Origin of the sequence: Lactiplantibacillus daoliensis, assembly GCF_005405005.1 — a bacterium.
Classification (GTDB): Bacteria; Bacillota; Bacilli; order Lactobacillales; family Lactobacillaceae; genus Lactiplantibacillus; species Lactiplantibacillus daoliensis.
The window spans coordinates 1-23,719 of the sequence record NZ_BJDH01000012.1 but is presented as its reverse complement, the minus strand read 5'-3'; the positions used below and the strand labels follow the sequence as shown (position 1 = coordinate 23,719).

Below are 23,719 nucleotides of genomic sequence, written 5' to 3'. Positions count from 1 at the left end.
TTTCTACACCCCTATCGTTTCGACTTCGGATCAAAGGCGTCCCGCATCCCATCACCTAACAGGTTAAAGGCAAGCATTAACACAATCAAGACAATGGCTGGGTACCACATTTGATATGGGAGGAATTGGAAGTTCTTTTGCCCATCAGAGATCAAAGTCCCTAATGACGCTTGTGGTGAACTGATCCCAATCCCAATATAACTCAAGAACGCTTCAAAGAAGATTGCGTTCGGAATCGTGAACATCGTTTGGATAATGATGACTGAAGACAAGTTAGGGAGCAAATGCTTCCAAGCAATCTTCGGTGCAGATTCACCCAAGGTCCGTGCCGCTAAAATAAAATCTTGATTCTTCATTTGTAGCGTTTGCGCCCGCGTCAGTCGGGCCATGGTGGTCCAGTTGATGATCGCCAAAGCAGCAATGATTGAAGCCATCCCAGTTTTCTGGAAGGCCGTCGCCATCAAGACCATGACAACCAATGATGGGATAGACGAGAGGATTTCAATGATTCGTTGCATGAACATATCCACTCGACCACCCATCCAACCAGATAGGATCCCGAACCCGACTCCGATCGTTAAATCAATCAGAGTGGCAATTAACGCAATTTCAAGTGAGACCCGTGTCCCATACATAATCCGTGCCAATAGATCCCGGCCTAAATAGTCAGTTCCTAAGGTATAATGCACGTCTGAACCAGCACCAGCAGCCTTGTAGGCATCAACATCGGTGCCACCTTGGTTGATGTGTCCGTTCAAACCGTGAATCCCAACACCCGGAATCTTAGGTGGCAAGTTGGCATACTTTGGCTCTTGATCATTCGGATTTTGGTGATAAATTGCTTGACCACCAAAGGCCATCAAGAATAACAAGATTAAAATGATAAAACTGGTAAACGCCGTCTTATTAGATTTCAGGCGCCGCCAAACATCTTGCCCGAAAGTTAAGGAAGGTGCGGCGATTTTTTCGTTGTCTGGCCCGGCTTGTTTGTCTAATGGCTCGAAGTCGCCGGGTTTGATTTCAATATTATTTGGATTATCTACCATTAACTAGTCCCCATTTCCACTTAAGCGAATCCGCGGATCAATGATCCCGTAGACAATATCGGTCAACAATAACAATAAGCAAAGTAAAGCAGAGTAGAAGATCGTGACACCCATGATAGTTGGGTAGTCATTCACTAAAATCGACTTAACGAATTGTTCCCCAATCCCAGGAACAGAGAAGATGTTTTCAACAACCATCGACCCAGTCATCAATGCCGCGGCTAAAGGTCCGATCAACGTTACCATTGGAATCAAACTGTTCCGCAAGGCATGATGATAAACGATACCGAATTTCGATAATCCTTTAGCTTTCGCCAATTCGATATAATCGGAACTCAAGACATCAACCATGTCAGTCCGAATGAATCGGGCAGTTTCGGCCAATGGACTCGCAGCCAATGCCAAGGTTGGTAAGATGGTGTAAGCAAAGCCTTCCCAACCGGCAACTGGGAACCAACCCAATTTCAAACCGAGGTAATATTGTAGCAAGATGGCTAACACGAAACTAGGAACCGCAATTCCTAAGATTGACAAGACCGTCGCTAAACGGTCAGCCCAGGTGTCTTTCCGGATCGCCCCAACGGCCCCGAGGATAATCCCAAAGATAACCCCGACAACCATGGCTTGACCACCTAATTGCATTGAAGGGCCCATCCGACTCCCAATCAAGTAACTAACAGCTTGATCGCTGAATTGGAAAGATAGCCCCAAACTACCCTTGAAGATACCCCCAATATAAATGAAATATTGGAGCCAGACGGGTTTATCCAACCCGTACTGCGCTAAAATTGATGCTTTTTCGCTAGCAGTCAACTTGGCTTCATTTTGAAGCGGTGTCCCTGGCATTAACTTCATCAAAAAGAACGTGGCAGTCGCCACAATGAATAATGTCAGGAATAAGTAAAATATCCGCTTTAAGAGATACTTTCTCATTAGAATTCCTCGCATTCTATTAAATTAGCCTTAAATTATAATGACAGTTCTGATTATAAAACAAAACGGTAAGGATTAACAATGTGTCAATCCTTACCCCTTCGTTTCACATTCGTTCAGTTAAAGCACACACATTCATAACTTCAGATTTTGCCTTACTTAACGTACATATACTTGTAGTTGTATTGTGAACCGGCCGTGTTGTAAATGATACCTTTCAAACTCGTCCGAGTTAAGTGAGCTTCGGCTTGTTGATAGATTGGTGCGACCCCTTGATCTTCCATCAAAGTCTTTTCAGCCGTAACCAAGTCATTCCAACGAGCGGTTTCGTTGTTAGCGTCTTTGTCATTGGCATTCTTGATAGCAGTGTCATAGGCTGCGCTGTTGTAACGACCGTTGTTGTATGAATTGTCAGACGTGAAGAGTGACAAGAATGAGATTGGATCAGTGAAGTCAGCGTTCCAAGCAGAGATAACGGTATCAAAGTTCCCATTTTGTGACCGCAAGAGACGGGTCTTAAATGGCACGTTTTGGTTGGTTACCTTAACCTTGGAAGAAAGTTTCTGCCATTGACCTTGAACATATTCAGTAGACTTCTTCGCAGCATCAGTATCGTCAGAAAGTAAGTTGATCTTCAAACTGGTTTGACCAGATTCCTTCAACCCTTCGTTCAATAACTTCTTGGCTTCAGTCATGTTATATTCAACACCACTAGCAACATAGGCATCATCCGCGAAATCTTTGCCCGTTGACGGGTTCTTTGATAATTCGGATGAAACGTAGCCCTTAGCAGCCGTTGAACCGTTTGCTAACACGTCGTTGACGAATTGTTTGCGGCTGATGGCCATTGATAAGGCTTGACGAACTTTCTTGTTTTGGAAAGCTTTTGCAAGACCGGAATCTTTGTCTTTTTGGTTAAATTCAACGTAGAAAATCGAAGCAGTCTTACGTAACTTGAAGTTCTTGTTAGTCTTGTAATTCTTAACTTGGGTCCCAGAAAGCACGGTATCGTCAACCTTGTTTGAGTTGAACAAGTTCAAGCCAGTTGAAGCATCCTTAACAACTTGGAACTTAATGCTGCTCATCTTGACGTTCTTAGCATCCCAGTAGTCCTTGTTCTTCTTTAAAGACCAGCTTAAGTTAGTCCCTTTCCAACCAGTCATTTCGTAAGGACCGTTGTAGACCATTGCTGAACTGGTCGTCCCATACTTAGAACCATATTTCTTAACAGCTTTTTCGTTTTGTGGGAAGAAGTTAACAAAGCCCATCAACTTCTTGAAGTAAGGAATTGGCTTTTCCAAGTTAACAGTCAACTTGTAGTCGCCATCAGCTTTAATACCTAAACTAGAAACTGACTTTTTACCACTTGTAATGGCGTCAGCATTCTTGATACCGGAATATAAGTATGCGTATTGTGACGCAGTCTTAGGATTAACGGTTCGTTGCCAACCATAAACGAAATCTTTAGCGGTAACTTTGTCGCCATTGCTCCATTTTGCGTTCTTCCGTAAAGTGAACGTATATGTTTTACCATCTTTGGAAATGGTAGTTGATTTGGCAATCCCAGGGGTAATCTTACTGTTCTTGCCTAACCGGTACAACCCTTCGTTGGTATTGTTCAACATGTTTGAACTAACAACGTCGGTTGATTTAGATAAGTCCATCGTTGGCAATTCGGCCGATTCAGTGATCGTCGCAGTTTGCTTGCCAGACGATGAGTTACTCTTGGAACCACAGGCTGCGAGGAATAATAATGATGCCCCCGCAACGGCAGTTACTTTAGCAGCTGTCTTTAAATTCATAAAACCCCAACCCCTCTAACTTAATAGTTTGTGTGTGCTTTTCCCTCGAAAAGTTAAAGTAATTGTATATTATAAATAAATTAAAATCAATGCTAAATTCTAATTTTTATCATTATTTAGTCATAATTAAGCGAGCTCACCATTAAAGTTAACGCACATTTCACAAATCAATTTAATTAAAAACGTTTATATATCAACAGGTTTGGCTAACTATCTAACTATCATTCACAAAAAAATTACGTCGACTATCTTTCTTAATAAATAATTTTCTCGGGCTCGTTTTTGACCAATTTAGGGCAATAATTGATTAGTTAAAACAGCTAAAAAGGCCAATCGTATCATCGCAACTAATAAATTATCAGTATTCTCTTATTATTTAAATTGTTTACATGGTGTTGTGTTCACGGATCTGTATCTACTTTTCAGCATCATCTAAAATCGCGTTAAGTACCGCCGCGACACCCGCAGAATTATTCGTGACCGTTATTTTGTCGGCGGCCTTTCGAATCGCTGCCGGCGCATTGGCCACTGCCACACCGAGATCAACTGCTTTGAAGAGGCTCAAGTCATTTTGACCGTTACCGAAAGCATAACTGGTGACACTTTCGGATTTTACGCCAGCAAGATAATGTTGTACCGCCAAGCCTTTATTGACCCCCTTGGCTGTTAGTTCAAGGTTACGTGGTGAAGAGTAGCTCACTTCAAATGCATCTCCAACTATCTCACGACAGCTGTCCAACGCTGTCGGATCACCCGTAAAAATCTCAAATTTTAACACAGCGGGTTGTCGTGCCAACGCGAACGGCACCGTGACCGGCGTAGACTTGCCGTAAAACTGGTCAAAATAAAATTGCATTTTATGAATTGTGTCTGAGATCGATTTAGTTGTCGCCAGCGCTAATTCGGCTAGGTTATTAATTAAATCTGGATACTGGCGGACATAACTCCCATCCGTACAATAGACAAGATAGATTAAGTGGTGTGCTTCGCAGAATGCCTGCACCTGCTCAAGCACAACTGAATCGGCCTGTAAACGCTGAGCATCAATCACCTCACCGGCACGGTCAAGTGTGACGGCCCCATTCAAGGCAATGATTGGCAAGTTCAAGTCAACTTGGTTTAACAAGCCCTGAACATCCCGATAGTAACGTCCAGAAGCAATCAAGAACTGATTACCGGCTTGTTGCCAGCGCCGAATCGCTCGGACAGTCGTGTTGGAAATTTGTTTTTGATCATTCAATAATGTGCCGTCTAAATCGGCAAATGCAATTTTCATTTTGACATCTCCATGTAGGTTACTAATCTATGATCTATCATAGCGCTTTCAAAATTTAACACCAAGGACAGTTACGACGACCTTGTTTCTAAATAAAAAAGATCAATCTTCAGTGACAGCAAACCTGTCGACTAAAAATTGATCTAAAATTTGATTTTTAACCGCCAAAATACCCGATAACTGACGCGATGATTAAGATAATTAACACAGCCGTCGTAATCCAGACGTACAAGTGGTCCTTTTCAACCGCAAAAGCATAGATGGAAACAGCCACTCGTAGTGTTGGCGTCAGAATCAATAGGAAGAGACCTAACATAATCACGGCAAATGGCCGCAATGCGAGTACCCCACTCAAAATTTCTTTAAAGCCCGTAGGTTGAATGCCATTCGGGTAACCGCCGCTGCCTTGAATGAGCATCAAGATGATGCCTAACACAATCACCGTTGCGGAAACAATGACCCCAATCCGTAAAATCTGACCGATGATTAATTCCACTTGGTGCATTTCTTTAGCTTTTGACTCTTTTTCACTCATTAGATGGTCACCCCGAATCCTTTAGCAATCATTTGTAGGCCCAAGTAAAGCATGATTGGGACAAAGAGCATCCGAATTAAGCGGGGCTTCAAATGTTGCATGATACGGGTTCCGACTAAGGCGCCCACTAAGATGCCAATCGCCAACGGTGCTGCAATTCCCGCTTTGATCGATCCATTGAAGAAGTAAACCATGGCACTCGCCGCTGCGGTTACCCCCATCATCAAGTTAGAAGTGGCCGAAGAAGGCTTGAGTGGCATGTGCATAATCGTATCCATGGCCAACACTTTGAAGGCCCCACTCCCAATGCCAAGTAAGCCACTGGCCAAGCCAGCACCAAACATCATCACAAAACCGCCGGGTACATTCTGAACTTGATAATCAACCTGTTTCTTCAACGCCTTATCATAATAAGTGCCGTTCAGGTTCAGCTTAGTCGCCAATTCATCCGCATGCGCAGCTTGGTCATCTTGCCCCTTGCCAAGCAATTTGCGAATCATATTATAGGTGGTAAAGACTAACAAGGCGCCGAATAAGAAGTACAGGAACGTGGCGTGGACCAGCCCAGTTAAAATGGCTCCAAGTACCGCACCAACCGTTGTCGCAATTTCTAGGAACATCGCCACCCGCAAATTTAACATTTCGTCCTTTAAGTAAGCGATTGTCGACCCCGAACTCGTTGCAATAACCGCAATAATACTAGCCCCAATGGCATACTTAATGTCCAATCCCATGGCAAGCGTCAGGACTGGCGTAATAATCATCCCACCGCCAATCCCGAGAATTGCCCCGAAAACGCCGGCTAAAACACCGACCCCGAGCATTAATAATAATGAATAAATCACAAGAACTCACCTTCGTCATTTAAATTTCACTTGTCAGTTTACCATTTTATCAGGGGAGTTCCTAATCATTAAAAAAATCGGTGGTAATCCTAGCCACGTCAGTCAATCAGCCACTTATTGGCTAAATAAGATAGTCAGCAGTTTAAAAGTGTGTAACCGAAACCAACACTATTAAAATAGGATTCACAAAAATATTGTCATTAAAAAATTAGATAGCTGAATCAACAAATTAGTCTAAAGCCTGTGCTTGTGGAAATTGAGCCATAAACCCTGCCACTAAGGGGGTTGCCAAGGATTCCGGAGTAGTTGCTAGCACTAACCGGGTTTCAAAACGACGATCTGCCAACGAACGAATCAAGACTTCTCCCGTATCATAAGTCTCCGCCAGTGAGCGTGGCACTAATGCCACACCAATCTGATGCTCGGCCCAATGCATCGCCGTGCGGGCATCATCACAGGTCATCACATAATTAGGCTCAAAATCTTGCTCTAAAAAAGCCACGTGGAAAAGCTCATTAAAACGCCGGTATTTGATCAGTGGTAACCCGTCTAGGTCGTTCAGTCGTAATTGACGCCGACGTGTAAATTCGGTATATCGTTTCGGCAAGACCGCGACCATCCGTTCTGGCGTAAAATAACGACACACTAGGTGTTGTTGATTAAAGGGCGTCCGTAAAATTGCGACATCCAATAACCGTTTATGTAAGTCATCTAACAATTCAAACGTATTCCCCTCACTGACTTCTAGCTGCACATCACCATGCTGTTGTAGCCAGTTAAGGACCTTTTGATTAGGCATGACGCCACCTGAAGATGAGACCGTGCCCAGATTCAAAGTTCCCGTAACACCACGGCCCAGCGCCCGAACTTTATTCTCCGCCGTGGCCGACAATTGCGTCAGTTGCTGCGCATAGCCAACTAACAGCTCTCCAGCTGCCGTGACCATCACACCCTGAGGCAACCGTTTGAAGAGCGTCACGCCGAGTTCCAACTCTAGCTGCTTGATTTGATAGCTCAGTGGTGGTTGGGCAACGTGCAAGCGTTTGGCTGCCGCCGTCATTTGCCCCTCTTCAGCCACAGCTAAAAAGTAGCGTAATTGTTTTAAATTCACTGCAAATCCCCCCTATTTAATCTTAGTATACACGAGCAAGTCCAGATCGACTTTTACATTTTACTTAAGCTGTGCAAACTGATGGACGGATGCGTTATACTAGAAATAATTATATTAATTATGAAAGGAGTGGTCACGTGCATATTTTTGACCGTTTAAAAAGCATGTTGCTGGGCTTAAATCGGCCCCAGTCAACTGCAACGGCTGAATCGGCCGACAAAACCAGCATTACCGCGACCACCACAGATCAGACACCGAGCATTAATCAAACTGAAGCCTTGATTCTCGTGCACCATTTAGATGCTGACGGTCATGAGCTCCAAGCACCAGAAATGATTGCCGGCTATGTTGGTGACGAAATTCATTTGCCGGATGTCAACATCGCTGGCTACCATTTGGTACACATTGACGGTCTCACACGTTGGTTTACAGCACCGCAAGCGCGACTGATCTTGACGTACGAACGGCAGGCGGGACAACCAATTTGGGCCTATGCCTATGATATCGACCAACGCCAATTAATCGGTTTACCAACGATGATGCGTGGCCCACTCGGAACCCCTTATCAGGTTGCCGCGCCAACCGTCGCTGGTTTTAAACTACTACGGTCAGTCGGTGATGTGACTGGTGAATACACGACCAGTTCTAAAACAGTCTTATTTTTCTACCGCAACCAAAACTGGCGTCAAACTGATCTAAGTACCGGTTTCGTGCAAATTCGGCACCGGACCCGTGTCTTCCCTTATCCAGGAGCAACCACGACTAATTATCTGACTGCTCTGCAACAAGGCAGCGTCTATAAGACCTACCTGCGGGTGCAATTAAACGCTGGCGACACTTGGTATAACATTGGTGACAATCAGTGGATTCCTGAAGCGCAAGTGCAGCTGACGAACGGTGATCAGTTATTACCGAAGTTGCCACTGAGTTATCGGACGCGGGACCAACGTCAAGTTCAACAGACTGGGATCGTCAGCTTCGTCCCTGGTAAGCAAGTGCATACTTACATTGAACCTTACGGCCGGTATCTCACCACAGTAGCTGATGGCGAAAAAGTCATTTTGACTGAACGCCTTGTCGATGACAATCGTGTGGTTTGGTATCAAGTCAAAAATCGCGGCTATTTACCCGGTCGGTACCTCACTGGGCTTGAACCTCATGGTGTCGGTTTATAAAGACTAAAAAAGCAAGAGCCGATTGGCTTTTGCTTTTTTGCAACTTTAATTTTATCAACTGCAGGTCGTAAGTCTCAAGAATATAGCAGTACGCAGTACCAGTAATGTCTAAAGTAGACTCACCTAAATTTAGCGCTCCGTCAGTCAAAACCGGCGTGCTGTGGGGGACGGTGCCAGCCACAGTACGGTCTGGTACCTCAATTCAAAGCCGATAAAACACGTCTTTGAATTGCCCCGCAAGAATAGTCAGCCAAGAGCACCGACTATTCTTGCCGACACCGCACACCGATTTTGACTGACTCCACTAAGTATAAATAACTGATTTATCCCCTCAAAACTACTGATTAGCTGGAGGTTGTTACCGATAGCATCGGACGTGCAGGTGGCGTTTGACCGGCGTTTTTTGCCGATCTTACACCACGGACAGTTCGGGAGATTTGCGGTCTTGGCAAAGCTTCCTGGCGAGGTTCAAGACGTTTTTGAGGCTTGAACCGGTCCCTCGTCCGCATGTTATCGGCAACAACTGGAAGCGGCAGTACTGTACTAGTTTTCCGTGCCTGATTATTGATGTAGTGGCACGGACCGGCAATTTTTAGCTCTCATTCTTTAGTTCATTAACCAGTGAAAATTAGCCTAAAAACGCCGTCATCACACTACCTGCAACGATCAGCACTAAGCCAATAATCGTCAGTCGTAATTCACGGGACGATTTAGTTTCATGCAACACTAGTAACCCACCTAGCGTTGAAATCACCACACTCACCTGCGTAATCACGTATGCCGTTGCGACCCCATTGGCCTTGGCAGAAAAAATGTAAGCCAGGGCCGACACGCCAAAAATTAATCCTGCAAAAGCATTCAACCAACTTGTTCGTTGTTTAAATGCTCGACCATGACCACTCACCAGCGCATACACAACCGCGGCTAAAAACATTCCCAACATTTGTGGGAAGAAAATTGCGGTTCCCGAAGCTGAAACGGCCTTTGGTAATGCACTATAGACCCAGTAACCAATCGTCGTTGGGACTAAAATAAGCAAACCGCTCATCAGGCCACTGCGCCCGTCAGGACTATCTGTCACGGCGGTAAGTGCAACCCCGACAATCATTAAAATGATGGCCGCAAAGCCAACAACCTTAGCGCCATCACCAGCCCATTCGCCAAACATTAAGACACCAATCACCGACGTACCGACTAACTGTAAACCGGTTGAAATTGGCATCGTAGTGCTAACACCCATCCGCGAGTAAGACGTATACTGTCCAATTTGGCCGAGGACCCAAAAGGCACCTGAAAGCGCACTTAGCCAAAAGGTTGACGCATCGACAGTTGGACGAACCGCCAACTGAACAATTAAACCAACGATCAGCGCGCCAATTCCGGTTCCTAAGGTCTGATTGACTGGTTTTCCACCTAATTTTGAAATTAATAGTGGGTTTAAACCCCAGCCCAGTGCGGGAATCAGGGCAATTAAGATGTTCACGAACACGACCTCCTAATGTCTCATATAATTTTTTTGATAAAAAAGCAATAGTCCCAGTTTAACATTATCAACTAACGGTTGAAAGCGCTCAAGAAATTTAGTGCGCATTTTCAGCATTGACCGGACAAAAAAAGGCCATTCATACGCGAATGGTCTTTCAATTGCTTATAATTTAGCAGTTAATTTAACGTCTAGATACTTGTCAGCGAACCAACGTTCCGCAAACGCGTTTTCAAACAAGAATAACGGTGCACCGCTACGATCCTTAACCAGCAAGTTCCGTGAACTAGACATTTTTTCGTCCAATTGTTCAGGATCAATCCAGCGAGCAGTCTTACTCCCAAGTGGTTCCATCACAACTTCAGAGTTATATTCATTTTGCATCCGGAATTTGAAGACTTCAAATTGCAACTGACCAACGGCCCCGAGAATGTAGTCCCCAGTTGAATAAGACGTGTACAACTGAACGGCACCTTCTTGAACCAACTGATCAATTCCTTTGTGGAAGGACTTTTGTTTCATCACGTTTTTCGCCGTGACCCGCATGAACAGTTCCGGCGTAAATTGTGGCAATTTTTCGAACTGAATCGCTTGCTTACCGGCATAAATCGTATCGCCGATTTGGAAGTTCCCAGTATCATAAAGACCAACAATATCCCCAGCAACGGCAGTTTCTACCGTTTCACGGGTGTCCGCCATAAATTGCGTTGAATTGTTCAAGCGCATTTTTTTACCAGTTCGTTGTAAGAAGACATCCATTCCACGATCAAATTCACCCGAACAAATCCGAACAAAGGCAATCCGGTCACGATGATTAGGATTCATATTGGCTTGAATCTTGAACACGAAGCCTGAAAATTCATCGTCCGTTGGCGCCACAATTTCGCCTTCACGAGTTTTATGTGAATTTGGCTTAGGCGCATAATTTAAGTACGTCTTCAAGAAGGTTTCAACCCCGAAGTTAGTCAAGGCAGAACCAAAGAACACGGGGGTCATATCCCCAGCAGCCACCTTGGCTTCGTCAAAGTCGTTACCGGCTTCTTCAATGAGTTCCATTTCGTCCAAGACATCTCGATAGATACTATCTTTAGTCAACTCGTTACTAGGATCAAGCTTACCGTCAGCGTCCAAAGGTAAGAATGTCTCACCATGAGCTTCATTATGGTAAAGTTCAACGCGGTGATTGTACCGGTCATATAAGCCTTTGAGCCCTTTGCCCATCCCAATTGGCCAGTTCATTGGATAGGTTTCAATTCCAAGTACTTCTTCAACTTCATTTAGTAAATCAAGTGGTTCGCGACCATCACGATCCAACTTGTTCATGAAAGTAAAGATCGGAATGCCCCGCATCTTACAAATTTGGAACAATTTCTTCGTTTGGGGTTCGATCCCTTTCGCAGAGTCAATCACCATGATGGCGGAATCGACGGCCATCAGTGTCCGATACGTATCTTCAGAGAAATCCTCATGTCCAGGCGTATCCAAAATATTGATTCGCTTACCGTCATAGTCAAATTGCATGACGGAACTAGTTACGGAAATCCCACGTTTCTTTTCAATTTCCATCCAGTCGGACTTGGCAAAATTGCCACTCTTCCGTGCTTTAACTGTCCCAGCCTGCCGAACAACGCCCCCAAAGAGGAGCATTTGTTCAGTAATCGTGGTTTTCCCAGCATCAGGGTGAGAAATAATCGCGAAGGTTCGCCGCGTGTCAACGGCAGCCTGTAATTCTGATTTATTCATAAAAATTCCTTTCATTAAAAAAGCAGTTTCTTTATCTTATAATTATCGTTTAGACGCAGTCTTACCTTAACCTTACATATTCTACTGATTTTTTCACAAAAAATCCAGTGTTGCTCACACTGGATCCGGTTAAAACTGCATTATTTGACTGTTTTCATCTCATCAATACAAGGAGATTATTTCTTCGTTGGCTTCAAATCCGCCTTCGTCGCTTTGGCTGGCTGAGGCTGATAGACCGTGGTTTGCTTGCGTAGTTCCTGTTCGTTTCGCAGTTCAACAATATTAAAGAGATAAACCACAATTGTCCGCACAACGGCATAAAATGGAATAGCTAAAATCATGCCTAAAATTCCGGCAATATTTCCGGCGGCCAACAGTAAAATAATAATTGTCAACGGATGAATTTTTAATGTTCGTCCAATAATGTTTGGATAGATGAGGTTCCCATCCACTTGTTGCACGATCACCACGATAATTACCACATAAACCACTTGCATCGGTGAGACCGTGAACGCCACAATTAGCGACGGTGCGATCCCGATATACGGTCCGAGATAAGGAATGATGTTCGCAATTCCGGCCACAACTCCTAGTAACAAGCCATAAGGTTGCGAGATCAACATATAGCCAATTGCCGTAAATGTCCCAACAAACAGACATTCAATCACTTGTCCACTAATATAACTAGAAATGGTATCACCCATTTTTTGAATGAGTCCCACAATTTCAGGCCGTTGTTTCCGTGGCAAGAACCGACTGATGGCTGGAATGAATTTTTCGCTATCCTTTAACATGTAGAACAAGATCACTGGAATCGTAATCGCCATAATCGTGACACTCGTGATTGTCGAGATGACCGTCACAATACTGGTGGATAACGAAGACAGGAAGGTTTGCGCATATTTGCTGACCTGGCCATTGAGCTGCTTCATGTATGAACTCACGTCAACTTTTTGCAACATCGTACTATTATTAATCATCTTAGTAGCTGCTTTTTGCATTTCGGCCGCTAAACCTGGCAAGTTATAAATTAATTGCGTCACCTGTGACACCAAACGTGGAATCAATGAAACGGCGCCATAGGCTAAAACACCAATCAATAACAGAAAAACAATCGTGACTGCCCAAGTCCGAGAAATCCGAAATTTTTTATAATGGACCTTCATGAGCATTTTTACGAGCGGATTGAGCATATAAAACAAGAAACCCGAAATTACAATTGGCATGAAGACCACGTTGAGAAAAGTCCCAATGGGCTGAAATAAGAATCCAAGTTTCGTGCAAACCCAGATCAACGCTGCCACAATCAAAATCTCGAGCGACCAGAACATTAGTGATGAGTCTTTTAGGCGTTTGAGCACAGTCGCCCCTCCCTTTTGCGATATGTATTCTTCAGTCAAATGTTTGAAATTGCATCAAACACAGAGTGTCCTAATTATAACCCAATTCCAATTCTACCGATACTATCCTGAAATTACTTCTAAAAACTATTTAAATTTAATGAGAATAATGGTAATTTAGTTAGTAAGCACAGAAATTTTAAAGGAGTGTTTTAATCTATGTCACGAAAAATAGCTGTTATCGGTATGGGCCACGTGGGTTCCACTGCCGCACATTACATCGTTGCCAACGGCTTTGCCGACGATTTAGTCTTAATTGATCCAAATACGGACAAAGTTAACGCCGATGCCATTGACTTTGAAGATGCCATGCCTAACTTGCCAATGCATACCAATATCATTGTCAATGACTATGACGCTTTGAAAGACGCAGATGTCATTATTTCTGCTTTAGGAAACATCAAATTACAAGACAATCCAAATAACGACCGCTTTGCTGAACTCCCTTTCACGAGTGCACAAGTGAAATCAGTCGCTGAAAAGATTAAGGCTAGTGGTTTCAACGGTATTATCGTCGCCATCACGAACCCCGTTGACGTCATCACCTCAATTTACCAAGCTGTCACTGGTTTGCCAAAGAACCATGTCATTGGGACTGGAACTCTGCTGGACTCAGCCCGGATGAAACGTGCCGTTGCCAAAAAGTTGAACCTAGATTCACGTTCAGTGACCGGTTACAACTTGGGTGAACACGGTAATTCCCAATTCACTGCTTGGTCAACCGTTCGTGTCTTGGGACAACCAATCTCCAAAATTGCTGCTGATCGTAACTTAGACTTAGTAGCGCTCGACAAAGCGGCGCGCCAAGGCGGCTTTGCTATTTTCCATGGTAAGAAGTACACCAGTTACGGCGTGGCCACGGCTGCGGTTCGTTTAGCCAACGTGATTTTAAATGATGCGTTAACTGAATTACCTGTTTCCAACTACCGTGAAGAGTACGGCGTTTACCTCTCTTATCCAGCCGTTGTCGGTCGCGATGGAATTGTCGAACAAGTGCAATTAGACTTGACCGAGGAAGAACTCAAGAAGTTACAAATTTCCGCCGATTACATTAAAACCAAGTTCGCCGAAAGTCAGGCAGACTAAGCCAAAAACGTGCTCACAATTGTTGTGGCGCGTTTTTTGTTGACCGATTTTCCCCACTCTAGGCGGAAAAATTACTGAAAAAGTTAGTAAAAAATCCCATAGCCACGCGATTACGGCGTCACTACGGGATCAACTCGTTCATACTTTTTAATTAACTGAATTCCATGTCATGATTATTTTGTTTGGCTAAGGTCGCAACAATCTGTAGCCAGTCTTTCATGCTGACCATGACTGCAGAATCTTGTGTATTGGGATTTTCCACCTCAATTGATTCGTGGCCCTGGTTAACGATCGTTAATAGCTGGTTAATATTTTTCTTGGCCAGCGCAGTGGTGACTTTTTTCATATTCGCCATCTCCCAACTTGTTAAATGATTGAAGATATTGTGCACCAAAGTACTGGGCACGTCAAGCATTTCCGCAAGCTTTTTGACGACTCGAAAATAACTTGAATCTTGGTGAATAGTTTACACTAACTACTCAAGGGTTGCACCCAATCTGCCCGCAATTAAATTAAAATTAATTTTGACGCCGTTCAAACATCGTCTTTAGCACATTCCGAATAATTTTAAGTTGAGCCTCAGAGATCGGTTGGCCATGATATTCAAAACGATTTTTACGGTTTTCAATAACTTTCTTTAAATCCACGGCCGTCGTATCTTCAGCGTGACCGTCTTTGCCGACCAATTTGGCATAAGTCGTCCCTAAAACCTGGGCAACTTCATTTAAGGTTCCTTTTGAAGGTGTATGCTTTTTCCAACTATAGATTGCACTTGCGCTTAACCCCGCCAAGGTGGCAACTTCCGCTAGTGTCAGCCCATTTTTCTTAGCAAACTTACGAATGTTTTTTAACAATTCACCGTTGTCTAGCTTCATAAATGCCATGCCCGAGACCTCCTTACCAATTTAGGTTACATTATGAAATATACCCAGCTTTTGGGCAAAATGCAAGTGGTAATTCGCCCACACCCGTTTATCACAAATGCAACGATTACCTGCCGATTTTCTTTGGGGACAATTCCCGGGCGATTGCTCACGTTGGCATCTACCTCGGTCAAATGATACCCAAGATAGTAATGTCAGGCTTTCACCCATTTATGCCCCTTGGTGGCACGTTGTCGGCTTTTCACGCCCAGTCAATTTTTAAGCTCTCTCTAAAAGCAAAAAAAAGCCAGCCCAACTGGACTGACTTTCATTGCACGCTAATTCATTAATCGTTGCCGCGCAGCCGTTAAAATGGCTGGTGACAAACCAAGCCGCTCTGCAAGCCAAATCGCTTCGCTGGCACCAACTTGATTCAATAAAATCTGATAAGTTGGCGCCAACGTTTTCCGGTCAAACGCCATGGTTGCCGTCATAAAGGTCGGACAATCGACAGCATATTGTTTGATGGCGCTAAAATGCGTGGTAGCAACAATCGTCGCTTGTTGGGCCCGCAAATAGTCAATAATTGCGATACTCAGGGCAGACCCCTCTTCTGGATCAGTCCCACTACCAATTTCATCAAGTAGGACTAAGGCATTCGGTTTGATGGCATCCGTCATGGTGACCAAAGTCGTCATCTCTGCCGCAAAGGTACTGAGCTGAGCAGCTAGACTCTGATTGTCCCCAATATCTAGCCAGACCTGCGTAAATACTGGTATCTCGGTTCCTACCGCAGTTGGAATTTCAAGACCAACTTGAATCATGAGCGCAAACAATGCAATCGTTTTAAGCACGACCGTCTTGCCCCCAGAGTTAGCGCCGGTAATCATTAGCCCTTGCTGTGGTTGAAGCTCGATATTCAATGGCACAGCCTTTGATCCCAGTAATGGGTGCCGGCCATCAATAATTTTCAAATGCTGATTGGTATTTAATTTTGGCAGGCAACTATTTGTCTGCAACGCGTATTGACCACGCGCCATTAGCTGATCTAACTGACTGATTAATTGTTGATTTTTCACCAGTTCGGGCCATCGTTGTTGCACATCGCCTGTCAAGGTGGCCAAAATCTGATAAACTTCTGCACTCTCTTCGGCAATGAGTTGTGCCAAAATCTGACCACGTTGCACCGCCATTTTTGGTTCAAAGAAAACCGTTGATCCCGTGCTTGATTGATCAATAATATTACCAGCAAAACGCGATTTATAACTCGCCTTCAATTGCACACATACATGATCATTACGAGTAATTAGGCGTCGACTTTGCACCGCCTGCGCATGTTTTTGGGCAAATTGTGTCAACGCCGCTTGGACTTGTTGGCGTTGCTGGCTGATTTTTTGCCGTAAACGTGCCAATTCTGGAGTAGCATGGTCGGAAACTTGGTCATGAGTGATCTCAGTCGCTAAGCGTTGTTGCAGACCACTCAAGCCCGTCACCGGCGTCATTAAGGCCACCAACTGTGGTGCTAGCGCCGCATGCTGACGTAACGTTGTCATCAAACGTTGGCCACTCGTCAAGAAGTCACTGATTAGCCCCAGCTGAGTGGCATTCAGTAAGAGCCCCTGATCGAGTTTTGTTTGTACCGCTGTTAACTGGTCCAGATTAAAAAATGTCAACGTAACCGAGTTCAGCAAAAGCTGATGGGCTTCGTGTGTTAATTGTAATTGGGTCTGAACCGTCGTCAGATCAGTCTCCAACGGGCTGGCGATGACTTGTTGTGCCGCAATATCACTGTGTGTATATGTTGCGACGGTCGTCAAAATTTGATCTAGTTGGATTGATTGTTTTAAATTAGTTGTCATGTTTTCTCCTTGCGATGGACAGCCACGGAGAAACGATCATTGGTTTGAGTTGTCTATCCGCGCTGACCTAAAACTTGCATCTATTTGTGCCGGACATTGTTAGACAATCTAGCGCACTCATTAACTTCACCTCGTTAAAATCACTGAATTTAAGCTTAACACACTGCTATCTTCGCGACAATCAAGCTACTGACGGGGACTTGACTAGTTGCCACAAAAAAAGACACCCAGCGGATGTCTTTTTTACTAATTACGCTACTGGCTCGCCGCCAGCGGAGCTATTGCCGACGTGATAATTCTTGATAACGGCTATACCAGATATCAATGTATTCTTGTGAAAATGGGCCTTTCTTATGCTTAATCCAATCAACCAAAACTTTCACATTTGCTTTTAAAATGCGATCAGTCTCAGTGGGATACTGCCATTTGGCGCCATGTTCTTCGTACTCATCAACATCCAATAACCGACGTTCACCATCGGGGAAGACTTTGACGTCTAGATCGTAATCGATGTACTTCAAAGCCTCTTTATCTAAAACGGCTGGTGACGCTAGGTTACAATAATATGAAACCCCGTTATCGCGAATCATCGCCACGATATTAAACCAATAATGCTTATGAAAATAAACGATTGCCGGTTCACGAGTCACCCACCGTCGACCATCATCTTCGGTGACGAGTGTGTGATCGTTGCAACCAATTAAGACATTTTCGCTTGTTTTGAGTACCATTGTATCGCGCCAAGTTCGATGTAAACTCCCGTCGTGCTTATAGCTTTTGATCGTAATGAAGTCGCCTTCCTTAGGTCCTTTAGCTTCGCGCGTCATGTTTAGCCCAACTTTCCAAAACATAGGGTGAAAATTTCATCGAATTTCATTAAACATTATAACAGATTTTAATGCGACGCGCGTATCTATTTACCGTCTTTCATTCATCTGCGACTTGTTCATCAATAAATCGATTAATATCTTCCATTAGAAACCCTTTTTGGTAAAGATTGCGCTTCGTCCGTAAGCAGCGTTCGGAAAAAGCATATTTCCGATTTCGACGCCAGAGTTTTTCACCTTGATTGACCAAGGCGTCCCATTGCTCATCAACGTCCGGTTCTAAGTCGATGGCGTCAATGGCCGCTGTGACGATTTCGTTATCAAAGCCCTTGGTCATCAATCCTTGGCGCACCTTTTGTTGCATCGTTTTAAACGCTTGATTATGATATCGCTTGGCTAACTTTTTTGCGAGTTCAGTGGCATTTTCTAACCGATCATCGGCCGTAAATTGCCCGGCTAAGGCATCATCGATAAGTTGTTCCCCAACGCCCTTTTGACGTAACTTTTGCCGAATGACGCGTGGTCCCTTATCAGAAGTCCGCTTAGCCGTCCGAACATATGCCGCCGCGTACTGCTCGTCACTCAGCAAACGCAGTTCACGCAGATGTGCCATTGTTGCCGTGATTACATCTTCATCGATTTCTTCATCACGTAACTTGTCATGAACTTCTTTTTCTGTCCGCAATTGATGCGACAAATAATCCAGCGCCCGTGAGTAAGCTTTGGCAACGTCATCCGCCGCAATCATTTCAGCAGCGAGGGCATCGTCTACTTCCATCCCCTTGAACACGCTAAACTTGATCATGACGGATTCACTAATCGGAAACGCATACTTATCGTCTAAATAGACGTTATACCGACCGGACCGTTTCTGTGCCATAATTTTAGTAACCTTTTTTGTCATTAAATCAGACTCCTCGTTCACGCTAGTATGTCTAATTTAACAAATATCGCTAGAATTTACCAAAGTAATTGTCTGCAATGGCATGAATATCCTGCGCCGTTGCCGGAAAACCGTTTATCTCTAATATATGTTTTGTATAGATGAGAATTGCCTCACGCTCGTAGTACCAAAGTAACTTACCATCATTAGTTAGAAACCAATTGTCAGCCGGATTTTGCTCCTGAAGTGACACACTGATTGCAATAACTTGCTGTAGCTTACGGCTATCTCTAAGCTGACGTCTGACACGTGTCACACTTAGTGGAATTATCAACCGAATTTTGTCAAAATAGGTCAACTCTGTACAACGATCTGAAACGACATTACAGTCAGTCAACTGGGTACTGCTAAACCAACTGCTAGACTGTTGAATTGCCGAGGTCATTGGCAACAAACAGACTGTTCCACTAATAAATGGCAACTTAATTGGCGTGACATCATTCGCAAGCGCCAGTTGTTTTAAAGCGTGACTATGCAGATAGTCAACTTGCCGATAACACTGCCGCATCAGTTCCCGTGTCGTTTGGGTTGTCTTTAAGATACCACGCTGAAAATCAAATACAATCGCATTTTCGATACAAACCTCACGACTAATGTCAACTAGACAAAAAGTCTGATAATTGTTAAGTTTCAAGTGATTTTCAGCATGTGCAACTTTCAAAAGACTGAATGGCTTTCTTAAATCAACCTGATTTGGGTACGTGGACCAGATGTCATCATTAAAACTGGGGTGAGCATTGTGACTATTAAACATAGTACAGTTCCTCCAGAATGCCGACTTGGCGGCAGTTACACAAGATTGTGTACGCAATTAATGTTTTACTAATGGAATAACCAATCAAGTTAACCACAGCTTACCAGTTGTATACGTAAAATACTAGTTATATCTCTAATGTCTGGTCAATTATTAATAGAATGCCATAATTAGGCCAATCTTATACAGACTTCGTCACTTTTTGCTGACTCGTCAATTCAACACAGCCTCGGTATGCTAGGGTCAACCTTGGCCAAGGCAAACTAACGAGATGAGGCATTGACATGCGAACTGATCGACTTGAAAACCGAGCAGCATTTGACTTACTAGCAGAACCAGCCCACCAGCGACTCCTATACGGCGCACTTAAAGCGGCCAACGTGACGAAGGGCCATCCGCAATTTGAAGACTGCGTCACCACTGCACATCTCACCTGGTTAGCTGCCTACCAAAATTTTGAACCGGCATTACCAGAAAATCTCGCTGACTTTCGCAAATTTGCTTTCCGACGCATCAAATGGCGGACTTTAGATTATTTGCGGAAACAAACGCTCCGCAGTCAATCCCAAGTTGCCGTTGAAAATGCGGAACGGCTGAGCATCACTCCGATGACCAAGCGCGAACGTCAATGGCAACTCACCGACTTACTGACAAGTTTGCTTGATCAATGTCGACCAGGAGAACGGATTTACCTCACTGAATTCTTTTTAGATGAACAAACCGTCGCTGAAATCATGACAACGCATAGCGTCAGTCGCCGTACCGTCTATAATTGGCGCGCCAGTTTATTGCAAAAAGCACAGGCACTCTATGAGGCTGAACAATAATTGCACTTTTGGGTCAGTCTAGCCGTTGATATCATGTAAGCTTACAAAAACACTCAAGGAGGTTCACCCATGCAAAATTGGCAAGCAAGTACCCTGGCTATCACGGTCGCAACTGAAGATCATCACGCCGCTAAACGGACATTTAACGATGTCACTGAAAACGTCACAGCAGTCCAAATTACCGCCCTCGGTGATTTCGTTGCCCAAATCGCTAACGCACCATTTACGGCCGCAGTTTTGAAAACCACCAGTCACTTCACGATCTAACTTTTAAAGTGTCCGCCGAGTCGCCTTGAAATCAAGGCATGACTCGGCGGACACTTTTACGATTTGCTCAAAATAAGTGCCCGTTCAATTGCACTATTTTGCCAACGTAACCGTCTGTATTAATGTAAGCTGGCCAGCCTACCAAAATATTAGGAGGTCTCACTCATGAACAAAACTTGGTTGAAATCAACATTAGCCGTGGAAATGGTCGACGCTGGAAATGTCGTGCGCAAGCAAGCATTCACCGCCATCGCCCAAACGGCGACTAATGAACAACTGACCACTTTTGGCAAAACACTCGAAGCCTTAACCGGTCAAGCCTTTCAAGTCGCTAAGATCACGAGCTTTTATCAATACGACGCACCCGTTGCCCAACAATAGGAGGAATTAATCAATGAAAACTTTAGATATGAGCTTCAAAACCAGCACCCAGAAAATCCACCACTTAAAGTTACACTACGCTAGTGATGGCTTAACCAAGGAAGTTGTGGCTAAAGCCATGGCTGACCTAGCTGCCACCCAACTTTTCAACAAGGCTGGTGTCAACTTGGTTGCTGAACCACTCGCTGCCAAGTACGTCGAAACTGTTGAAACACCGATCATTGATGCACCCAAAGCTTAGTTAACTGAACCTGCTGTTACAAAGGCCCCACAATGGCAATCCTTGACTGGATACCACTGTGGGGCCTTTTTTGTTTAAAAAACCTACGACAACTTACATCGTTGTGTCGGTCCCGGAGCTACTTGTCTGACTTTCAAATTTAAATAATTACACAAACTAAATTCCATTTTGAGTTTGAGCGCTAACAGCAACGACCAGTTTTAGTGACCAACAATTGTTAAAAAATCACCACCCAATCTATTAAGAAAAGGTTAAGGCGATTAACAACGCTTTAAAGTATACCGATGCGTTGGGTTAGTTTCAACGCTAAACTAATAATTTTCACGATTTTTCACAGAATAGTTGGCCAACTCAAGGATAATGCTGTAATTATTGAAAACAGGTACTATCTTTTCAAATCCTTTTTGCTAATCTAAAAAAACATTTAACAGTCGGTACACGATACCTGACTGTTAGATGGCTAGTTATTTCGTTTAATTATTAGTCGCAAACTTGGCAACAAATGGGTCAATCAATCCTGCCAAATACACGCAGGTTGCATCAGATCATCCACCCAGGGAACTGGATCAGTTGGAAAACGACTAGCCGCCAAGGTGGCCGTAATTGTAGTTACCGTGTCCGTGTCACCACCTAAATTAGCCGCAATCAAAATGGCCGCTTTAAGCGTCTGCGCTTGTGTCACTGACCAGAGCGACGCTCCAAAAGTATCGACAACGTAACCAGTTGGCTTAATCTTATCACGAGTCGTCTATCCAAAATTTGGTCACAGAAATGGCTCATAAACTGGCCACTCTGCTAAAATATCCGGCGTTAATGCTGGCTTTAAGATCGCCGTTACATTAGCAATAGCCGACGCTAATGACTCACCATTAAATAACCCGTGTAGTATTTCTAGATAGAAATAACTGCCTAGAATTGCCCGCGGATGGCGGTGAGTCATCGTTGTATAGTCGCGCGTCAACTGTAACCACTGCGCTTGATTCGCCTCAGTTACTAAGACTAACGCCAGCGGAGCAAGTCGTATGAGTGCCCCATTGCCGTTCGCAAACTCTGAAGCATCACCACATTCGGTTGGGGTGATGTGATTAATAAATCTATTTTTAACAGCGACAATACATGTCTTCCCAACACCAAATGCTCGACCACTCGGTGTATATTTACCTGCCGACATATAGTCCTAAAACTTATCAAATAAGGCCGCATAATCTTCAGATTCCGTTAAATTATCCAATAATGCTAATGACATTTCCGTATCATCCGACCAACTCCCCCGAGACTCATGCCACGTGATAAAACCTTGCATGTCATTTGCCACATAAGTTCCACGACGCTTAAACTCAAACGGTACCCCAAGTGCATCGCCAACAATTCCTGCCATAATAATCCGTCGCATCTGCGTCGCTTGCATTTTCACAACCTCGCTTAAATATCACAGGCTAAGCGGGTCGCCTTGGACGTCTGCCGCTCAACGTTATAAATTTCAACAATGATACTATTGCCGACCGGATGCCAGTCAATTGCTTTAATCAGGTCACGCATAAATAGCTGTGTAATCTGTGTTTTGATTGAAATCCCGCTACGATCTACGTCATCATAAAAAATGACCCGCTGATCAAGTTTATCCACTTTAAAGTAGTAATAAGCGTAATGTTCAGTCCCCCGCTTCAGAATCAGATGGTACGAAGAATTATAATCTGCTGGAAAAACTGTGATACCATCGTCGTTCATACGTTAACATCCCTTGTGAATAGATTTTCGATAATTGCTGTTCTTATTGTAACGTGAAGCGGAAGAAATTCATACTTAGAATTGAATGAATGTCTTGAATCGGAATTTGAATTTATCTTCACTTATTATCAAAAATCATCTCCACAACCTCAATCTTCCAGAAGTGATTCCATTTTAAACTCCAATCGTCCAAAACATCGCGATAAATAAATATTAAGTTATCGTATAATTAAAGCCCTTAGGGAGTCTCTAGATATTAATCTCAGATTCAATCTGAATACAAACAATAATCACATTTGCACTAAAAGCCTTTATACCGCAACATTCAACGGGAATAATTACAAATCGTTTTTAACATTACAAAATTTAATCGGATTATTAATTAATCATTAAATTGACATTTAATGCAGTTATAACTTATCATTTAATATACGATTTATTAAAAGGGAGAACATAAAATTTTGTCTTACAATGCTTTTATTAAAAAATGGCGATTGCCGTTCCTATTAGTTTTATTTCCCAAATTGCAAGAACAAATTAGCCACACGATAAATCCTATTAAATCAGTATTTTCATTAATATTCATATTTTATG

The 23,719-nt window shown here is 43.7% G+C and carries 23 protein-coding genes and 1 pseudogene; 6 read left to right on the top strand and 18 right to left on the bottom strand.

Annotated features, from left to right (window positions below):
* Positions 1–11: 11 nt before the first annotated feature.
* The 7 genes from FFM64_RS11645 to FFM64_RS11615 all read right to left on the bottom strand — a co-directional run bounded on the left by FFM64_RS11645 (position 12) and on the right by FFM64_RS11615 (position 7,548).
* Positions 12–1,046 carry an ABC transporter permease gene (locus tag FFM64_RS11645; protein WP_137608205.1) on the bottom strand — a complete coding sequence of 345 codons (1,035 nt, stop codon included), beginning with the start codon at positions 1,044–1,046 and terminating at the stop codon, positions 12–14.
* A 3-nt stretch (positions 1,047–1,049) separates the two neighbouring features.
* Complete coding sequence (opp3b, locus tag FFM64_RS11640) at positions 1,050–1,979, bottom strand: oligopeptide ABC transporter permease (protein WP_137608204.1); 930 nt, start codon at positions 1,977–1,979, stop codon at positions 1,050–1,052.
* Between the two features lie 155 nt (positions 1,980–2,134).
* On the bottom strand, positions 2,135–3,781 hold the full coding sequence (locus FFM64_RS11635; RefSeq protein WP_137608203.1) for a peptide ABC transporter substrate-binding protein: 1,647 nt from the start codon (positions 3,779–3,781) through the stop codon (positions 2,135–2,137).
* A 415-nt stretch (positions 3,782–4,196) separates the two neighbouring features.
* Complete coding sequence (locus FFM64_RS11630; protein WP_137608202.1) at positions 4,197–5,057, bottom strand: Cof-type HAD-IIB family hydrolase; 861 nt, start codon at positions 5,055–5,057, stop codon at positions 4,197–4,199.
* 157 nt (positions 5,058–5,214) lie between these two features.
* Positions 5,215–5,592, bottom strand: coding sequence for a DUF1634 domain-containing protein (locus FFM64_RS11625; RefSeq protein WP_137608201.1), 378 nt, complete (start codon positions 5,590–5,592; stop codon positions 5,215–5,217).
* Positions 5,592–6,437: a sulfite exporter TauE/SafE family protein gene (locus tag FFM64_RS11620; RefSeq protein WP_137608200.1), complete on the bottom strand. Its 846-nt coding sequence runs from the start codon at positions 6,435–6,437 to the stop codon at positions 5,592–5,594. The genes FFM64_RS11625 and FFM64_RS11620 overlap by 1 nt, the downstream gene beginning before the upstream one ends.
* A gap of 229 nt (positions 6,438–6,666) precedes the next feature.
* A complete protein-coding gene (locus FFM64_RS11615; protein WP_137608199.1) occupies positions 6,667–7,548 on the bottom strand; it encodes a LysR family transcriptional regulator in 882 nt (293 codons plus the stop codon).
* 137 nt (positions 7,549–7,685) lie between these two features.
* Between FFM64_RS11615 and FFM64_RS11610 the strand changes: the two genes are divergently transcribed.
* Positions 7,686–8,723 (top strand): MucBP domain-containing protein, encoded by a 1,038-nt coding sequence (locus FFM64_RS11610; RefSeq protein WP_137608228.1) that lies wholly within the window; start codon positions 7,686–7,688, stop codon positions 8,721–8,723.
* Between the two features lie 628 nt (positions 8,724–9,351).
* Here the strand turns inward: FFM64_RS11610 and FFM64_RS11605 are convergent.
* The 3 genes from FFM64_RS11605 to FFM64_RS11595 form a co-directional block, all read right to left on the bottom strand.
* Positions 9,352–10,206, bottom strand: a complete 855-nt coding sequence (locus FFM64_RS11605) for a GRP family sugar transporter (protein ID WP_137608198.1) — start codon at positions 10,204–10,206, stop codon at positions 9,352–9,354.
* A gap of 165 nt (positions 10,207–10,371) precedes the next feature.
* The gene (locus FFM64_RS11600; RefSeq protein ID WP_137608227.1) at positions 10,372–11,949 is read right to left on the bottom strand and encodes a peptide chain release factor 3; all 1,578 of its coding nucleotides are present in this window, start codon (positions 11,947–11,949) and stop codon (positions 10,372–10,374) included.
* 176 nt (positions 11,950–12,125) lie between these two features.
* Positions 12,126–13,310 carry an AI-2E family transporter gene (locus FFM64_RS11595; RefSeq protein ID WP_137608197.1) on the bottom strand — a complete coding sequence of 395 codons (1,185 nt, stop codon included), beginning with the start codon at positions 13,308–13,310 and terminating at the stop codon, positions 12,126–12,128.
* 198 nt (positions 13,311–13,508) lie between these two features.
* On the opposite strand from FFM64_RS11595, the gene FFM64_RS11590 reads away from it, so the two are divergent.
* On the top strand, positions 13,509–14,435 hold the full coding sequence (locus FFM64_RS11590; RefSeq protein WP_137608196.1) for an L-lactate dehydrogenase: 927 nt from the start codon (positions 13,509–13,511) through the stop codon (positions 14,433–14,435).
* A gap of 151 nt (positions 14,436–14,586) precedes the next feature.
* On the opposite strand, the gene FFM64_RS11585 is transcribed toward FFM64_RS11590, so the two are convergent.
* From FFM64_RS11585 to FFM64_RS11560, 6 genes are all read right to left on the bottom strand, one after another.
* Positions 14,587–14,781 carry a type II toxin-antitoxin system Phd/YefM family antitoxin gene (locus FFM64_RS11585; protein WP_137608195.1) on the bottom strand — a complete coding sequence of 65 codons (195 nt, stop codon included), beginning with the start codon at positions 14,779–14,781 and terminating at the stop codon, positions 14,587–14,589.
* Between the two features lie 172 nt (positions 14,782–14,953).
* Positions 14,954–15,319 (bottom strand): helix-turn-helix domain-containing protein, encoded by a 366-nt coding sequence (locus FFM64_RS11580; RefSeq protein ID WP_137608194.1) that lies wholly within the window; start codon positions 15,317–15,319, stop codon positions 14,954–14,956.
* Positions 15,320–15,636: 317 nt separating this feature from the next.
* Positions 15,637–17,157 (bottom strand): endonuclease MutS2, encoded by a 1,521-nt coding sequence (locus FFM64_RS11575; RefSeq protein WP_137608193.1) that lies wholly within the window; start codon positions 17,155–17,157, stop codon positions 15,637–15,639.
* A gap of 278 nt (positions 17,158–17,435) precedes the next feature.
* On the bottom strand, positions 17,436–17,984 hold the full coding sequence (gene ntdP / locus FFM64_RS11570; RefSeq protein ID WP_137608226.1) for a nucleoside tri-diphosphate phosphatase: 549 nt from the start codon (positions 17,982–17,984) through the stop codon (positions 17,436–17,438).
* A gap of 100 nt (positions 17,985–18,084) precedes the next feature.
* Positions 18,085–18,888, bottom strand: coding sequence for a recombination regulator RecX (gene recX, locus FFM64_RS11565; RefSeq protein WP_137608192.1), 804 nt, complete (start codon positions 18,886–18,888; stop codon positions 18,085–18,087).
* Between the two features lie 49 nt (positions 18,889–18,937).
* The gene (locus FFM64_RS11560) at positions 18,938–19,681 is read right to left on the bottom strand and encodes a hypothetical protein (protein ID WP_171000398.1); all 744 of its coding nucleotides are present in this window, start codon (positions 19,679–19,681) and stop codon (positions 18,938–18,940) included.
* A gap of 284 nt (positions 19,682–19,965) precedes the next feature.
* On the opposite strand from FFM64_RS11560, the gene FFM64_RS11555 reads away from it, so the two are divergent.
* The 4 genes from FFM64_RS11555 to FFM64_RS11540 all read left to right on the top strand — a co-directional run bounded on the left by FFM64_RS11555 (position 19,966) and on the right by FFM64_RS11540 (position 21,397).
* Positions 19,966–20,508, top strand: a complete 543-nt coding sequence (locus FFM64_RS11555; protein ID WP_137608190.1) for a sigma-70 RNA polymerase sigma factor region 4 domain-containing protein — start codon at positions 19,966–19,968, stop codon at positions 20,506–20,508.
* A gap of 69 nt (positions 20,509–20,577) precedes the next feature.
* The gene (locus FFM64_RS11550) at positions 20,578–20,775 is read left to right on the top strand and encodes a hypothetical protein (protein WP_137608189.1); all 198 of its coding nucleotides are present in this window, start codon (positions 20,578–20,580) and stop codon (positions 20,773–20,775) included.
* A 165-nt stretch (positions 20,776–20,940) separates the two neighbouring features.
* Positions 20,941–21,156, top strand: a complete 216-nt coding sequence (locus FFM64_RS11545) for a DUF1659 domain-containing protein (RefSeq protein ID WP_137608188.1) — start codon at positions 20,941–20,943, stop codon at positions 21,154–21,156.
* Between the two features lie 13 nt (positions 21,157–21,169).
* Positions 21,170–21,397 (top strand): DUF2922 domain-containing protein, encoded by a 228-nt coding sequence (locus FFM64_RS11540; protein ID WP_137608187.1) that lies wholly within the window; start codon positions 21,170–21,172, stop codon positions 21,395–21,397.
* A 511-nt stretch (positions 21,398–21,908) separates the two neighbouring features.
* Here the strand turns inward: FFM64_RS11540 and FFM64_RS12410 are convergent.
* Positions 21,909–22,775 (bottom strand): annotated as a pseudogene (locus tag FFM64_RS12410) (ADP-ribosylglycohydrolase family protein).
* Positions 22,776–22,819: 44 nt separating this feature from the next.
* Positions 22,820–23,125: a hypothetical protein gene (locus tag FFM64_RS11520; protein WP_137608183.1), complete on the bottom strand. Its 306-nt coding sequence runs from the start codon at positions 23,123–23,125 to the stop codon at positions 22,820–22,822.
* Positions 23,126–23,719 lie beyond the last annotated feature (594 nt).

What these genes read in the sequence shown, in the direction of transcription:
- FFM64_RS11645 (WP_137608205.1), bottom strand. Translation starts at nt 1,046, where the DNA reads ATGGTAGATAATCCAAATAATATTGAAATCAAACCCGGCGACTTCGAG.
- opp3b (WP_137608204.1), bottom strand. Translation starts at nt 1,979, where the DNA reads ATGAGAAAGTATCTCTTAAAGCGGATATTTTACTTATTCCTGACATTA.
- FFM64_RS11635 (WP_137608203.1), bottom strand. Translation starts at nt 3,781, where the DNA reads ATGAATTTAAAGACAGCTGCTAAAGTAACTGCCGTTGCGGGGGCATCA.
- FFM64_RS11630 (WP_137608202.1), bottom strand. Translation starts at nt 5,057, where the DNA reads ATGAAAATTGCATTTGCCGATTTAGACGGCACATTATTGAATGATCAA.
- FFM64_RS11625 (WP_137608201.1), bottom strand. Translation starts at nt 5,592, where the DNA reads ATGAGTGAAAAAGAGTCAAAAGCTAAAGAAATGCACCAAGTGGAATTA.
- FFM64_RS11600 (WP_137608227.1), bottom strand. Translation starts at nt 11,949, where the DNA reads ATGAATAAATCAGAATTACAGGCTGCCGTTGACACGCGGCGAACCTTC.
- FFM64_RS11590 (WP_137608196.1), top strand. Translation starts at nt 13,509, where the DNA reads ATGTCACGAAAAATAGCTGTTATCGGTATGGGCCACGTGGGTTCCACT.
- FFM64_RS11585 (WP_137608195.1), bottom strand. Translation starts at nt 14,781, where the DNA reads ATGAAAAAAGTCACCACTGCGCTGGCCAAGAAAAATATTAACCAGCTA.
- FFM64_RS11580 (WP_137608194.1), bottom strand. Translation starts at nt 15,319, where the DNA reads ATGGCATTTATGAAGCTAGACAACGGTGAATTGTTAAAAAACATTCGT.
- FFM64_RS11575 (WP_137608193.1), bottom strand. Translation starts at nt 17,157, where the DNA reads ATGACAACTAATTTAAAACAATCAATCCAACTAGATCAAATTTTGACG.
- ntdP (WP_137608226.1), bottom strand. Translation starts at nt 17,984, where the DNA reads ATGACGCGCGAAGCTAAAGGACCTAAGGAAGGCGACTTCATTACGATC.
- recX (WP_137608192.1), bottom strand. Translation starts at nt 18,888, where the DNA reads ATGACAAAAAAGGTTACTAAAATTATGGCACAGAAACGGTCCGGTCGG.
- FFM64_RS11560 (WP_171000398.1), bottom strand. Translation starts at nt 19,681, where the DNA reads ATGTTTAATAGTCACAATGCTCACCCCAGTTTTAATGATGACATCTGG.
- FFM64_RS11555 (WP_137608190.1), top strand. Translation starts at nt 19,966, where the DNA reads ATGCGAACTGATCGACTTGAAAACCGAGCAGCATTTGACTTACTAGCA.
- FFM64_RS11550 (WP_137608189.1), top strand. Translation starts at nt 20,578, where the DNA reads ATGCAAAATTGGCAAGCAAGTACCCTGGCTATCACGGTCGCAACTGAA.
- FFM64_RS11545 (WP_137608188.1), top strand. Translation starts at nt 20,941, where the DNA reads ATGAACAAAACTTGGTTGAAATCAACATTAGCCGTGGAAATGGTCGAC.
- FFM64_RS11540 (WP_137608187.1), top strand. Translation starts at nt 21,170, where the DNA reads ATGAAAACTTTAGATATGAGCTTCAAAACCAGCACCCAGAAAATCCAC.
- FFM64_RS11520 (WP_137608183.1), bottom strand. Translation starts at nt 23,125, where the DNA reads ATGAACGACGATGGTATCACAGTTTTTCCAGCAGATTATAATTCTTCG.